At 66.1% G+C, this 13,389-nt stretch carries 12 protein-coding genes; 5 read left to right on the top strand and 7 right to left on the bottom strand.

Features of this window, described 5'->3' with window-relative positions:
- Window positions 1–207 precede the first annotated feature (207 nt).
- The 4 genes from ACLQ3I_RS22215 to ACLQ3I_RS22200 form a co-directional block, all read right to left on the bottom strand.
- On the bottom strand, window positions 208–1,035 hold the full coding sequence (locus ACLQ3I_RS22215; RefSeq protein WP_425804831.1) for an alpha/beta fold hydrolase: 828 nt from the start codon (window positions 1,033–1,035) through the stop codon (window positions 208–210).
- A 56-nt stretch (window positions 1,036–1,091) separates the two neighbouring features.
- The gene (locus tag ACLQ3I_RS22210; protein ID WP_425804828.1) at window positions 1,092–2,651 is read right to left on the bottom strand and encodes an APC family permease; all 1,560 of its coding nucleotides are present in this window, start codon (window positions 2,649–2,651) and stop codon (window positions 1,092–1,094) included.
- Entirely contained in the window at window positions 2,648–3,520 is an 873-nt protein-coding gene (locus ACLQ3I_RS22205) for a universal stress protein (protein ID WP_425793492.1), read from the bottom strand. The genes ACLQ3I_RS22210 and ACLQ3I_RS22205 overlap by 4 nt, the downstream gene beginning before the upstream one ends.
- A 357-nt stretch (window positions 3,521–3,877) precedes the next feature.
- Entirely contained in the window at window positions 3,878–5,722 is a 1,845-nt protein-coding gene (locus tag ACLQ3I_RS22200; RefSeq protein ID WP_425804825.1) for a flavin-containing monooxygenase, read from the bottom strand.
- Between the two features lie 213 nt (window positions 5,723–5,935).
- Between ACLQ3I_RS22200 and ACLQ3I_RS22195 the strand changes: the two genes are divergently transcribed.
- The 3 genes from ACLQ3I_RS22195 (at window position 5,936) to nucS (ending at window position 9,544) form a co-directional block, all read left to right on the top strand.
- A complete protein-coding gene (locus tag ACLQ3I_RS22195) occupies window positions 5,936–7,138 on the top strand; it encodes a GAF domain-containing protein (RefSeq protein WP_425804834.1) in 1,203 nt (400 codons plus the stop codon).
- 231 nt (window positions 7,139–7,369) lie between these two features.
- Entirely contained in the window at window positions 7,370–8,803 is a 1,434-nt protein-coding gene (gene glsA, locus ACLQ3I_RS22190; RefSeq protein ID WP_425793495.1) for a glutaminase A, read from the top strand.
- A 57-nt stretch (window positions 8,804–8,860) separates the two neighbouring features.
- Window positions 8,861–9,544 (top strand): endonuclease NucS, encoded by a 684-nt coding sequence (nucS, locus tag ACLQ3I_RS22185; RefSeq protein ID WP_425793496.1) that lies wholly within the window; start codon window positions 8,861–8,863, stop codon window positions 9,542–9,544.
- Between the two features lie 99 nt (window positions 9,545–9,643).
- Here the strand turns inward: nucS and ACLQ3I_RS22180 are convergent, their stop codons facing one another.
- From ACLQ3I_RS22180 to mce, 3 genes are all read right to left on the bottom strand, one after another.
- The gene (locus ACLQ3I_RS22180) at window positions 9,644–9,937 is read right to left on the bottom strand and encodes a nitroreductase/quinone reductase family protein (protein WP_425804822.1); all 294 of its coding nucleotides are present in this window, start codon (window positions 9,935–9,937) and stop codon (window positions 9,644–9,646) included.
- 85 nt (window positions 9,938–10,022) lie between these two features.
- Window positions 10,023–11,126, bottom strand: a complete 1,104-nt coding sequence (locus ACLQ3I_RS22175) for a hypothetical protein (RefSeq protein ID WP_425804819.1) — start codon at window positions 11,124–11,126, stop codon at window positions 10,023–10,025.
- A gap of 28 nt (window positions 11,127–11,154) precedes the next feature.
- The gene (mce, locus tag ACLQ3I_RS22170) at window positions 11,155–11,649 is read right to left on the bottom strand and encodes a methylmalonyl-CoA epimerase (RefSeq protein ID WP_425793499.1); all 495 of its coding nucleotides are present in this window, start codon (window positions 11,647–11,649) and stop codon (window positions 11,155–11,157) included.
- Between the two features lie 82 nt (window positions 11,650–11,731).
- Between mce and ACLQ3I_RS22165 the strand changes: the two genes are divergently transcribed.
- The gene (locus ACLQ3I_RS22165) at window positions 11,732–12,964 is read left to right on the top strand and encodes an acetyl-CoA C-acetyltransferase (protein WP_425804816.1); all 1,233 of its coding nucleotides are present in this window, start codon (window positions 11,732–11,734) and stop codon (window positions 12,962–12,964) included.
- Window positions 12,965–13,025: 61 nt separating this feature from the next.
- Window positions 13,026–13,385 (top strand): DUF3817 domain-containing protein, encoded by a 360-nt coding sequence (locus tag ACLQ3I_RS22160; protein WP_425793501.1) that lies wholly within the window; start codon window positions 13,026–13,028, stop codon window positions 13,383–13,385.
- Window positions 13,386–13,389 lie beyond the last annotated feature (4 nt).

Genomic DNA, 13,389 nt, shown 5'->3' with positions numbered 1-13,389 from the left:
GGAAGCTAAGCCCTCCAGCGCCAATGGTACTGCACCCTAACCAGTGTGGGAGAGTAGGACACCGCCGAACACAACTCAGAACTGTGGCCCCCGAAGCAATTCGGGGGCCACAGTCATTTGTGCATCTTCTGCGATGTGTGGACATTGTTTGTCCCGCTCTCTCTTTTGCGGTCCTGATTTCGACCTGACTGCAGAATTTCTTGCCAGTCATGCCACCTCGGTGGTCCACCGGGTCAATTCAGCTGACAGTTGCGCCGGCGCATCGAGCTGGATCAGGTGGCCGGCGTCGTGAATCAGCGTTCGCGTCGCATGCGGTATCAGTGTGCCCAAGCGCTCTGCACGATCCATCGGAATCCAGGTGTCCTCTGCGCCCCACACGATATGTGTCGGTTCATCGAGGGTCCCATACAGCGGCTCCACCTCGTCGGTGTATTTCTCGTCCGCCTGGGCGATCTGTCGGTAGAACGCGGTCTGTCCGTCTGTGTCGGACCAGGGTCGGACCAGCATCTCGAGGTGGTCGTCGCGGAGTCCCCGGTGACTTGCGCCGCGGATGTAGGCCTCGATCGCGCCCCGGTGGACGGCAGGCGGCAGCTGTTCGAAGACGTCGGCGTGCTGCTGGACGAGGGTGAAGAAGGGCGAGCCCCACGGGCTGAGCGCCACGACGTCGACGAGACACAGCGATGCATACCGTCTGCCGTGCAGCAGCCGGGCGCGCAGGGCAACGGCACCACCGAAGTCATGGGCGATGACATGTGGACGTTCGAGCCCCCAGACGTCCAGGAGATGTGCGAAGAGCTCACCTTGAACCCCGAGGTCGACGCGATGATCAGGGGCCTTCGATGACAATCCGTACCCGGGCATATCCCAGAGGTAGACGGTGAAGTCCTCCGCCAGGGCCTCGGCATACTGTCGCCACAGCGCCGACGACCAGGGCGTGCCATGCAGGAAAACCAGGGCGGGGCCGTCGCCGAATCGATCCCACCTGACGGTGCGACCGGCCCATCGGATGGTGCGTTTCAGGTGATTCGTGGTCATCTGGCCAGTGTCCCAGCGTCGTTCGTGGAGCGGTCGGTACCCGGGTTGTCAGCAGGTCACTTCTGGACGAGCGAGCTCTCGTCCACCAGTGCCGGGGTATCACGGCGGAGGGTGCGACCGGCGAAGAAGTCGGGTGAGGTCGCTCGCATCACGAACATCAGGACCAGCCCCAATGCCAGGAGGCCGAATCCCATGTAGAAGACGAGTCCGATCCCGAAGATCGAGGCGCCACTGCCGTTCTCGGGGTCCATGCTCTCGCGTACCGAGATCACGAAGACCGCGGTGAGCATGATGCCGCCCAAGAGTGGGAACACGAACTTGAACACGATGTTGCGGGCGCTGCTGAACAATTCTCTGCGGAAGAACCAGACACATGCGAATGCGGTGATCCCGTAATACCAACAGATCATGATGCCGAGCGCCGCGATGGTGTCGAGGAGTGTGTGTTCGGACAGCACGCTGACGACGGTGTAAAAGATTCCCGTGATGACGCCGGCGACGATTGTGCTGTAGGTCGGTACCAAGAATCGGGGATGAACGGAGGCGAGCTTCTTGGGGAAGGCGCCATAGGCGCCCATCGCGAGCATTGTTCGCGCCGCGGGCAGGAACGTCGTCTGCAGACTCGCAGCCGAGGACGCGAGGATCGCGAGAAACAGTAGAGGTCCGGCCCAACTGCCGAGGACCGGGTACGCGAGTGCGCCGAAGACGTTCTCGGAGATCTGGTCGTTGCCCAGCCCGATGCCCGTGGTTCCGACCCCCGCGTACATCATCACCGCCACCGCGACGAGTAGGTAGGTGATGAGGATCGAGATCACGCACAGCAAGCCCGCACGTCCGGGTACCTTCGTGGGATCTTTCGACTCCTCGCCCAGTGTCAGGCAGGTGTCCCAGCCCCAGAACGCGAAGATCGAACCGGTGACCCCGATGACGAACGCACCTAAGGCCAAGCCGGTGAACGGGTTGAACCACTCCAGGCTGAAATGCAGGGCGGCAGGAGCGTTGCCGTTCACCGACTCGACGATCGCCGCGATGGCGAAGGCGACGAGGACGATCATCTGAAAGCCGACGAGGATGTACTGGACGCGTTCGCTCGTCGTGATTCCCCGCCCCGAAATGTAGGTGGCGAGCGCGATGAACGCGAGAGTGGTGAGTATGTTGACGCCTTTGTTGTCCGCGAGGTCGGCGACGTCGGGCGCATTGAAGACGCGGGCGATGAACAGATAGAAGAATTCGACCGCGATCGCGGCCAGGTTCGACAACACAATGATGGTGGCGAGGACCATGCCCCAACCGCACATCCAACCGACATAGGGGCCGAACGCCTTGGTTGACCAGGTGAAGGAGGCGCCACAATCGGGTGCGCGTGAGTTGAGTTCCCGATAGGCATACGCGGTCAGGAACATCGGGATGAAGCCGGCGATGAAGATCGCCGGCATCTTCAGGCCGACCGCGGCGACGATCAAACCGATACTGGCGGTGAGCGTGTACCCGGGAGCCACGCAGGAAATGCCGAGTACGGCACCGGCGAAGGTGCCCACCTTGCCGGAGGCGAGGCCTTTGTCCATCAGGTCGGTCGAATCCTGCTGAGGGCCCGACGGTTTGGACGGATCGGTCATTGCGGTGCCTGTCGGGGAACGACGATCATCGGGACCGCGAGCACCCGCAGCATCTTGGCCGCCGTGGAACCGAGGAAGAGCTTCCGCGGTGCGGCGAGTCGGCTGGACCCGACCATGATCACGTCCCCGTCGTGCCAGTCGACGGTGGCGACCGCATCTTCGACGCTGCGCCCCTCGGCGATCGCGGAACTCAGCGGCGTGCTGTCGGGGAGGCGCTGCTGTGCCGTGTCGAGTGCCCGCTGTGCGAGTTCGACGGCATGGGCGGTGGCCTTCTCCTCGTCCTGCGCGGACCGACGCGGCGGCATGTCGTCACGTGACACCAAGGAGAGCAATCGCAGTGGCAGGTCTCCCTGCGCACTCAGTTCGAGTGCGGTGTCCAGGAGGATCTCTGCCCCGGGCCGTCTCCCGATGGCGGCGGTGATCGCCCGGACCCGGGCCGACCCGGTGTGACTGAAGCCCCTCGGGGCCAGCGCCACCGGGATCGAGGAACTGTGCAAGAGGTCATTGACGACCGACCCGAGGGAATGCCGGCCGATGAGGCCACCCCCGGAGGCGCCGACGACGAGCAGGGTCGAGTTCAGGCGTTCGGCCTCCTTGAGGATTCCGTCGGCGGAGTTCTCGTCGAACGCGACGTGAGTCGCAACTGTCACGTCGTCGGGTACCAGGGCCGCTGCCTCTGCCAGCCATTCCTGGGCCGCATCGTCGAGGACGTCGGCGTAGCTGCCTGTGCTCGCGAACGCCTCCGGTCGGTCGGGCGGGATCACCAGAGAGATGTCGAGTGAGGCTTTCAGGGTGCGGGCCAGGCACACGCCGAGCGCTACGGCGTCCTGGCCCCCGGGCGTTGCCAGATACGCGACGAGCAGCTTCATCGTGCACTCCGATCGTGAGCTCGAGAACGATGCAGGTGAACTCACTGTGCGCCGGTCATGATGCCTGCGCATCTGACAAGATGTCGCGCTCGGTACACCAGCCATGTACATGGTGGAGCGGAGAGGTCGCCGACGCGGGCCGGGAGGTCACCCGGTGGTCACCCGCGTGACGACGTCGAACTCCAGGCGACCAAGAGCAGGCCGAGGCGACCGCCCTGGGCGACGATCGGTGTCGCCGAATGCCCGGTCGGCTCGCTGCTCGCGGAGAAGGTCATGGAGGCCTGACCGGGTTTCCCAATGAGCGGACGACGCTGCCGGCCAGGGTTTTTCCCGACCGGCAGCGCCGTACACGTCGGCTCAGCTGAGGTGATGGACCTCCTGCAATCCGTACACCGGCGTCGGGATGCCCTCGTACCGGGCCTTGAGCTGGAGTGCGAGATAGAGCGAATAGTGGCGGGACTGATGGAGATTCCCGCCGTGGAACCACAGGCCGGGTTGCTGGGTGGGCTTCCACATGTTGCGTTGCTCGCCTTCCCAAGGACCCGGATCCTTGGTGGTCTCCGAGCCGAGTCCCCACACCTTGCCGACGCGATCGGCCACGTCCTGGCCCATCAGGTCGGCCGCCCAGCCGTTCATCGAGCCGTAGCCGGTCGCATAGACCACGACGTCGGCCTCGAGTTCCGTGCCGTCGGCGAGGACCACGGAGTGTTCGGTGAGGTGATCGACATCGCCGTGGGCGAGTTTGATGGCGCCGTCGGCGACGAGATCGCATGCGCCGACGTCGATGTAGTAGCCGGAACCGCGCCGCAGATACTTCATGAACAGACCGGAATCATCGTCGCCGAAGTCGAGATCGAATCCGGCCGCCTCGAGACGGTCGTAGAAGTCCTTGTCGCGCTCGCGGATCTGGTCGTACAACGGGATCTGGAACTCGTGCATGATGCGGTATGGCAGTGAGGCGAAGGTGAGGTCGGCCTTCTTGGTCGTCATTCCGGACTCGACGGCCTGCTCGCTGTAGAGGGCGCCGAGGCCGATCTCCATGAGTGAGTCCGACCTCACGATGTGGGTTGACGACCGCTGCACCATCGTGGTGTCGATACCGTTCTCCACCAGCGCCTTACAGATGTCGTGCGCGGAGTTGTTGGCGCCGATCACGACGACTTTCCTGCCGGCGTAGCCATCCGGACCTGGATGCTGACTCGAGTGGTGCTGCTCGCCGGTGAACACATCCTGACCAGAGAAGGAGGGCACGTTGGCCTTGCCCGACATACCGGTGGCCAGCACCAGCTGAGTGGGATGGAGGGACGTCCGCTCGCCGTCGCGCTCGATCTCGACAGTCCACTGCTGTGCCTGCTCGTCGTAGTCGGCCGACAGGCACGTCGTCTTGCTCCAGTACGGCACCTCCATGACCTTGGTGTAGAACTCCAACCAGTCGCCGATCTTGTCCTTGGGGGCGAACACCGGCCAGTTGGCCGGGAAGGGTAGATACGGCAGGTGGTCGTACCAGACCGGATCGTGCAGGCAGAGCGACTTGTAGCGCTTGCGCCACTGGTCGCCTGGTCGGTCATGGCGGTCGACGACGATCGACGGCACGCCGAGTTGCCGTAGCCGGGCGCCGAGCGCGATCCCGCCCTGCCCGCCGCCGATCACCAGCACGTACGGCTGAAGCGTGCGGCCCAGCGCGGCGTCCTCGTCTTCGCGCTTCTCCGCCCACGAGCGCCGGTCGGGGTCGGATCCGTGTACCGCGCCGCGCACGCGGGTGGCGCCGTTGGGTTCTTCGTGTCCCTTGAGTTCTTGCAACGTGGTGAGCAGTGTCCACGCGACATCGGTGCCGGACACCGCGTCCGGCCGGAGCCGCAGATGACCGACGCCGCGACCGGTCGCGGTCTCGAACTCGATGAACGCCGAGGCGACGTCGTTCTCCGCGGTGGCGGGTGCGGCAGAACGGAAGGCTTGCGGATCGATGTCGGCGAGCCGGGTGGTCAGCATATCGGCGATCTGTTCGCGACCCTCGACGGTCTTGAGGTTCCAGGTGAACGACACCAGGTCTCGCCAGAAGCTGTCCGTGGCGAACATACCGGTGACCTGGTCGACGTCGCGGGCAGCAAGTGCGGCCTCGAACGCGGCGAGCCAGGCGTCGATGCGCTGCTGCGGTTCGGTCGGTCGCGCCTCGGCAGTGGTGGGCTCCAATGTCTGCGTCATGATGTGCCTTCCTCGGGTGCTGCGATCATCGCTGTCTGTGATCCACAGCACACCGATGAGGCGGCCGCGACAAGGGTTGCAGCGGGTTGCGGCCGGAGGCCCTCGTGGCTGCAACCCGCTGCAACCCACGTCCGTGCTTTGCGGGCCGAGTGTGATGGGGAGCACAATCAGGGGGTGTCGGACCCAGATGCGCAGATCGGCCCCGAACCCGCGATGTCCGCGGGGGATGACCCACGGCACTACGCCCAACTGCTCTCCGCCGTGTACGACGCCGCGATGGCCGGCGACAAGATGCCGGCTCGTCCTCGGTCGGTGATCAGCGAGTCCTGGGACCGCGTCCTGACCGCGGGAGTCGATCCGGAGGTCGGGCGGACCGATGACGGCCTCGACGTGAGTGAGATCGAGGAACGTCGGGCTGTGTCCGGTCTGACCACAGTGCTCGACGACCTGACCCGAGGTCTCGATTCGGTGATCGCGGACGGTGGCAACATCCTCGTCGTCGCCGACGCCGAAGGTCGCGTCCTCTGGCGTAGCGGCGCACCGCGCGTCTTGCAAAGGGCCGATCGACTCGGTTTCATCGAGGGCGCAGGCTGGGCGGAGGACGCTGTCGGGACCAATGCGATCGGCACCGCGCTGATGTCGGGTCGTGCGGTCCAGGTGTTCTCGGCGGAGCATTTTGTGCGCAGCCACCATTCCTGGACCTGCGCCGGGGCGCCGATCCGGGACCCGAGGACCGGCGCTCTGCTCGGCGTGGTGGACGTGAGTGGACCGGCCGCCACGATTCATCCGACCACTGTGGCGCTCGTCGACGTGGTCGCGAGGCTCGCAGAGTCGCAACTGCGTGATCATCACCGCCGCTCACTGGACCAGCTACGGTCGGTCGCCGCGCCGATGCTCGCCAGATTCGGCGGGCCCGCATTGGCCGTGGACGACGACGGATGGGTGGCCGCGCTCGACGCCGTCGCGCCCCGCACCCGCCTGACGTTGCCGCGCCATGCCGGACCCGGTCGGATGTGGTTGCGCGGTCTGGGGGAGTGTGACCTCGAACCGCTGCCGGGTGGTTGGCTGGTCCGAGTCGCCGAGCGGGACTCGACGTCGTCGTCGGACACGACACTCGATCTCGATCTGCGCGATTCGCGCAATCCATCGCTGACGGTGTCCGGTCTGACGGGCCGGTGGACCATGCAGCCGTCGCCCCGGCACGCGGAGATCCTGACGCTGCTCGCGCAGCACCGGGGTGGCCGGAGTGCGGCACAGATGTCACGGCATCTGTTCGGGGCGGATGACCGGACGGTCACCGTGCGAGCCGAGATGTCGCGCCTACGGAAGCATCTCGGTGGACTGCTCACCGCAAACCCCTACCGCTTCGCCGATGGTGTGACCGTACGAGTGGACCGTGCGGTAGCCGTCTCCTGACACGCCGGACAAGCGTGCTCTGAGGCGCCGGGTGCGGGCGATCGCGTTGTGGGAGTGGTGATCTCGATATGCCGCGGGCTGGCTGCGCTCGCTCGTGGCCATTCGGGCGACGGAGGACGATCGGCGGGAGGCCGGGCTACTCGATGGGCGGAGGACGATCGGCGAAGGACGCGGGCTACCCGATGGGCGCACCTCCGCCCCCGAGCGCCGCTTCTGGCCTACATTCGCTGTGTGACCTCCCTCGTCGACGGGTATCTCAGCCACATCACGTCCGCCTGCGCCGCCGATCTCTCCGGCGCGGTGGCCGACTACATCCCCGAACTCGCGCAGGTGGACCCGGAGGGATATGGGCTGTCATTGTGCGTGCACGACGGCCACGTCTACTCCCGCGGGGACAGTTCGGTGGAGTTCACCATCCAGTCCATCTCCAAGCCGCTCACGTACGCGATGGCGCTCTCCCGACTGGGTTACGTGCAGGTGGACACCAAGATCGGAGTGGAGCCCTCGGGTGAGGCGTTCAACGAGATCAGCGTCGACGACCGTCGGCGCCCCAAGAACCCGATGATCAACGCCGGCGCGATCCTGACCGCATCGATGCTGCTGCCGCCCGTTCGTGAGGTCGCCGCGCAGACCGTAGACGAAGTCTTCGACGAGTTGGTGACGTTCTATTCGGCATGCGCCGGGCGGCATCTGTCCATCGACTCCGCGGTCTACCGGTCGGAGGCGGCGACCGGTGCGCGCAACCGGGCGATCGCCTACATGCTCGACAGCTTCGGGGTCATCGACACCGATCCGGAGGCTGCGCTCGACCTCTACTACCGGCAGTGCTCCCTGCGGGTGACCACCGACGATCTGGCGGTGATCGGATGCACCGTCGCCAACGGCGGGGTCAATCCGCGTACCGGTCGCCAGGTGCTGAACCAAGAGGTGGCCCAACGAGTGCTGTCGGTGATGACGACCTGTGGAATGTACGACGGCGCGGGCGACTGGGTGTCGTCGGTCGGGCTGCCGGCCAAGAGTGGGGTGGGCGGCGGAATCCTCGCGATCCTGCCGGGGCAGCTGGGGATCGGGGTGTACTCACCACGACTCGATCGGCACGGCAACAGTGTGCGGGGCATCGACACCTGCCGCCATCTGTCGACCGACCTCGGTCTGCACATGTTCAATCTGACCCGGGAGAGCCGGGTGACCATCCGGTCGATCCACGACATCGCCGATTTCGAGATCGGGGAGGACTGGGGCGAGGTCGAACGCCTGTATCTGCGAACCTGCCGTGACCGGGTGAGAATCTACGAACTCCAGGGCGACCTGACCTTCTCTGGCGCCGAGAGCGCGATGCGGCGGTTCGAGGGGGATCTCGACGACCTCGACGTCCTGATCGTGGACATCTCCCGGATCGGGGTCATCGACCCGGTGGCCCGGACCATGATCCTCAACTTCAAGCACGCCCTCGACGATCGTGGGCAACGTGCCATGCTGGTCGACCCCGACGGCGTGGTGCGGGCCAGCGTGGATCGCCACCGCAACGACAGCTCGCTCCCAGATCTTGCTGCACCGCAAGCACTTCGGGGTTTCGACCCGACGTTGCCGCATGTCCACGGCACCATCGCGGATGCGGTCATCGACGCGGAGGCGTTTCAGCTGAAGCAGCGGTACTCGGCGTGAGGGCGTGTTGGGTGGGGAGTGCGCCGCCACGTCGGCGCGGTCGCTAAGCTGGCCACCGTGCGTCTGGTTATCGCGAGCTGCCAAGTGGACTACGTCGGGCGATTGACAGCACATCTGCCGATGGCGAAACGTCTGCTGTTGATCAAGTCGGACGGCTCGGTGAGCGTGCACGCCGACGACCGCGCCTACAAACCCCTGAACTGGATGAGTCCACCCTGCTGGATGGCCGAGCTGCCGGTTCCAGACGGCGTCGACGGCGAGGCGTATTGGGTCGTCACCAACAAGGCCGGCGAGGAACTGCGGATCACCATCGCATCGATCGAACACGACTCGGCTCATGAGCTCGGCGTCGATCCCGGTCTGGTCAAGGACGGTGTCGAAGCCCACCTGCAGGAGCTGCTGGCCGAACACGTCGAGACGCTCGGAACCGGTCACACCCTGGTCCGGCGTGAGTACATGACGGCGATCGGTCCGGTCGATCTGCTGTGCCGCGACGCCACCGGCGCGACGGTGGCGGTCGAGATCAAGCGTCGCGGCGAGATCGACGGGGTGGAACAGCTGACGCGCTACCTCGAGTTGCTCAACCGCGATCCCATCCTGTCGCCGGTGTCCGGGGTCTTCGCCGCGCAGCAGATCAAGCCCCAGGCGCGAACGCTTGCCGAAGATCGTGGAATTCGTTGTCTGATACTCGATTACGATGCGTTGCGTGGCGCGGAGAGTACCGAGTTCCGGTTGTTCTGAACACTCCCCGCGGCCCTCAGGACATCGGCGGCAGTGCGACCACGGCGATCGTGCGGCTGACCTGGTCCTGATAGCTCTGGAAGTCGAAGCCGTTCTCGTTCAGGGTCGTCCACATCTGATCTCGTTCGGCACCGATGATCTCCGCGCCCGAACCGGCGTCACCGCGTCTCCGATCGCGATCTCCGCCGGGTCGCGCGCCTTGAGGTTCAGCCACCAGCCGGGCTCCCAGCCGCCCCCGCCGTTCGAGGCGACGACGATCCATCGATCGCCGTCGGGCATCAGGATCAGAGGTGTCGTGCGCCGCGCTCCGCTCTCGCGGCCCGTGGTGGTCAGCATCAGCAGGTCGGCCCCGCGGAAATGCCGTGGACGGATCCGTCCGATCACAGCGTTCATGGTGCGGTTCACCAGACGCACGCCACTTCATGGCGAGATCGTGGGCAGTTCGGCGGAGATCCGCCGCGCATCGATCCCGGTGGGCCTACTTGTTCGCTGTCTGGTTCTTCGCTGTCTGGTTCTTCGCCGTCTGGTTGTTCTTGGACTGACCGCCGGCGACATTGGACGTGGGCGCCGCCGACGAGCCGTTGGTGCCGCCGCCGTTTGCCGCGCCGGGTCGCTTGATCTGGGACTGCGAGGAGAGCGCGCGATTGAGCAGTTCGAGATCGTCGGAATCGGTGAGTTCGGCGAGGTCCTTGTGGCGTTCGGCCAGTTGCTCGGGAACCTTCGCCAACTGCTCGCGGACCCGGTCGAGCTGCTCGACGACCTGCTTGCGGGCGAGGTCGGCCTTGTTGGCGAGTTCACGCGAACGGGCCAGTCGCTCGGTGGCTATCTCTTGTGCCGTGTCCTTCGTCCGTTGGGCATCGTGGCGTGCTCGGTCACGCTGGGCGGCCAGTTCGGCGTCGTGACGCTCGCGCTCGGCCTGGCGCGCACGCGTGCTCTGCAGTTCGAGTTCGGCGGCCTCACCCTTGGCCTTGGTGACGATCCGACGTGCCTCGTCGCGTGCCGCGCTCATCGTCTCCTTGTGCTCGGCCTCCATCGCCGCAGTGCGCTCGGTGATGAGGACGCCGGCCTCCTCGGCCTCCTCGGCGGCCTGCGCGGCCAGCGTATCGGCCTTCTCGCGCGTCTGACGTGCACGTTCCTCGGCTTCGTCGATCAGCTTCTTTGCTTTGTCCTCCGCGTCTTCACGGATGCGCTCGGCGTCGGCCTGGGCGTCGTCGCGCAGCCCGGCGGCCTCCTGCCGGGCGACAGAGGTCGTCTCGGCCGCCTCGGCGGCGGCATCGGCACGGATCTCCGACGCCTCGTCGGAGGCGAGCTGGAGCATCCGGCCGAGCCGCTCGCTCATTCCCTGAGCGGTGGTCGGCGGTACCGAGAGTTTGTCGACCTCGCGACGCAACTCCTCGATCTCGTCGCGTGCTTCTTCTAAGTGTGCGGCGAGTTCGTGAGCGTTGGCGGTGGCCGCATCGCGGTCCGCCGCGAGCACGCGCAGTTCGGCGTCCATTCGCTGCAGATGCTCGGCAACCTGCTCGCGATCGAAGCCGCGCATGACGATCGCGAACGGGAGTTGCCGCGGTGCAGGAGCTGACATGCGGCACAGTCTATCTCAGTGGGAAAGGTCAGTGACCTGTGGAATCCGTCGCAGGCTCGACCAGCTCGAGGAGCACGCCGCCGGCATCCTTGGGGTGCACGAAGTTGATCCGCGAGTCGGCCGTGCCACGCCGTGGCTCGGGGTACAGGACACGCACGCCGGCGTCGGTCAGGCGGGCGCTCACCACGTCGACATCGGTGACGCGGACGGCCAGCTGCTGCAGACCCGGCCCGTTGCGGTCGAGGAACTTGGCGATCGTGGAGTCCTCGGTGAGCGGGGCGAGCAACTGGATCACGGCACCGCCGGACTCGGCTGCGCTCCGTGGGCCCACCATGGCCTCGATCACGCCCTGGTCGGTGTTCGTCTCCTGGTGAAGGGTCTCGAATCCGAGGTGGGTCAGGTACCACTCCTTCGCGGCGTCGAGATCGGGGACCGCGATGCCGACATGATCGATCGCGACGACGAGATCCGAGATCAGCTCGGTGGCCGAGACGGTTGCGGGGTCTGTTGCAGAGGTGGTCATGCAACAACGGTAGCGTTGGATGTACAAGCGCACAGAGCGGGCGCTCGGTCTGCCCGCGTTCACCGGAGATCCTGGAGGTCCCATGTCCACGAACACGGAACAGTCGTCGACGGTCATCGTCGCGGGAGCGCGGACGCCGTTCGGCCGCCTGATGGGGTCGCTGAAGGATTTCAGTGGAGTGGACCTGGGCGCGATCGCGATCGAGGGCGCCCTGGCGAAGTCGGGCGTGCCGGCCTCGGAGGTCGACTACGTGATCATGGGGCAGGTGCTCACCGCGGGTGCCGGTCAGATGCCGGCGCGGCAGGCCGCGGTCAAGGCGGGCATCGGCTGGGATGTCCCGACGCTGACGATCAACAAGATGTGCCTCTCCGGGATCGACGCGATCGCGCTCGCCGACCAGATGATCCGCGCCGGCGAGTTCGACGTCGTGGTCGCCGGTGGCCAGGAGTCCATGACGCAGGCACCACACCTGCTGCCGGGTAGTCGCGGTGGCTTCAAGTACGGCAACACCGAGCTGGTCGACCACATGGCCTTCGACGGCCTCTGGGATGCCTTCACCGATCAGCCGATGGGCGCTCTGACCGAGCAGGGCAACGACGTCGCGGCCGATGCGGCAGCAGACGTGACCCGTGGATTCTCGCGCGCTCAGCAGGACGAGTTCGCCGCGCAGAGCCACCAGCGAGCAGCGATCGCGTGGAAGAACGGCGTGTACACCGACGAGGTGGTGCCGGTCAGCATCCCGCAGCGCAAGGGTGACCCGATCTCGTTCGCCGAGGACGAGGGCGTTCGCGCGGACACCACGGCCGACTCGCTGGCCGGTCTGCGCCCCGCATTCCGCAAGGACGGCACCATCACCGCGGGCAACTCGTCGCAGATCTCCGACGGTGCGGCCGCCGTCGTCGTCATGAGCAAGGCCAAGGCGATCGAACTCGGCGTCACGTGGCTCGCGGAGATCGGTCCGCACGGCGTGGTCGCGGGTCCCGACTCGTCACTGCAGGCGCAACCCGCCAACGCGATCGAGAAGGCGTGCGCGCGCGCCGGGATCACGCCCGCCGAACTCGACCTGGTCGAGATCAACGAGGCCTTTGCCGCGGTCGGGCTCGCCTCGACCGCACAGCTCGGGATCGATCCGTCGATCATCAACGTCAACGGCGGGGCGATCGCCGTCGGGCATCCGATCGGCACGTCCGGCGCTCGCATCACGCTGCACCTCGCGCTGGAACTGCAGCGTCGTGGCGGCGGAGTCGGCGTGGCGGCGCTCTGCGGCGCCGGTGGACAGGGCGATGCCCTGATCGTGCGGGTCCCGAAGAGCTGATCCGACCGGACGAGGAGACTTCTACTACACCTGGTCGTAGAATTCTGTCTGATTCGGCACAATGGAGACCATGTCGCAATTCTTCGATCTCAGCACCCCGGCCAAGCGCTTCCGTTTGGTCGCGGTCCTCGAGGCGATCACCTGGTTGGCGCTGTTGGTCGCGATGTTCTTCAAGTGGGTGCTCGGGCACACCGAAGCGGTTGCGGTTCCTGGCATGGTGCACGGCATCGTCTTCATCCTCTTCGTCATCGTCTCGCTGGTCACCGCCATGCAGCTGCGCTGGCGTGCCGGGGTCACCGTGCTGGCGCTCGTGTCCAGCATCCCGCCGTTCGGCACGCTGGTGTTCGAATGGTGGGCGCAGCGCAACGGCCACCTCGCGGAGCTCTCCGACGAACCCGCCGCCGAGCAGCTGACCGCCTGAGTAC

This window comes from Gordonia sp. DT101 (assembly GCF_049844895.1).
GTDB lineage: Bacteria > Actinomycetota > Actinomycetes > Mycobacteriales > Mycobacteriaceae > Gordonia.
The sequence above is the reverse complement of the archived record's forward strand: the minus strand, read 5'-3'. Positions and strand labels throughout refer to the sequence as shown.

Excerpts from the sequence above, each read along its gene's own strand:
- ACLQ3I_RS22215 (WP_425804831.1), bottom strand. The coding sequence starts at position 1,035 with ATGACCACGAATCACCTGAAACGCACCATCCGATGGGCCGGTCGCACC.
- ACLQ3I_RS22175 (WP_425804819.1), bottom strand. The coding sequence starts at position 11,126 with ATGTCAGCTCCTGCACCGCGGCAACTCCCGTTCGCGATCGTCATGCGC.
- ACLQ3I_RS22210 (WP_425804828.1), bottom strand. The coding sequence starts at position 2,651 with ATGACCGATCCGTCCAAACCGTCGGGCCCTCAGCAGGATTCGACCGAC.
- ACLQ3I_RS22200 (WP_425804825.1), bottom strand. The coding sequence starts at position 5,722 with ATGACGCAGACATTGGAGCCCACCACTGCCGAGGCGCGACCGACCGAA.
- ACLQ3I_RS22160 (WP_425793501.1), top strand. The coding sequence starts at position 13,026 with ATGGAGACCATGTCGCAATTCTTCGATCTCAGCACCCCGGCCAAGCGC.
- ACLQ3I_RS22180 (WP_425804822.1), bottom strand. The coding sequence starts at position 9,937 with ATGAACGCTGTGATCGGACGGATCCGTCCACGGCATTTCCGCGGGGCC.
- mce (WP_425793499.1), bottom strand. The coding sequence starts at position 11,649 with ATGACCACCTCTGCAACAGACCCCGCAACCGTCTCGGCCACCGAGCTG.
- ACLQ3I_RS22195 (WP_425804834.1), top strand. The coding sequence starts at position 5,936 with ATGTCCGCGGGGGATGACCCACGGCACTACGCCCAACTGCTCTCCGCC.
- ACLQ3I_RS22205 (WP_425793492.1), bottom strand. The coding sequence starts at position 3,520 with ATGAAGCTGCTCGTCGCGTATCTGGCAACGCCCGGGGGCCAGGACGCC.
- ACLQ3I_RS22165 (WP_425804816.1), top strand. The coding sequence starts at position 11,732 with ATGTCCACGAACACGGAACAGTCGTCGACGGTCATCGTCGCGGGAGCG.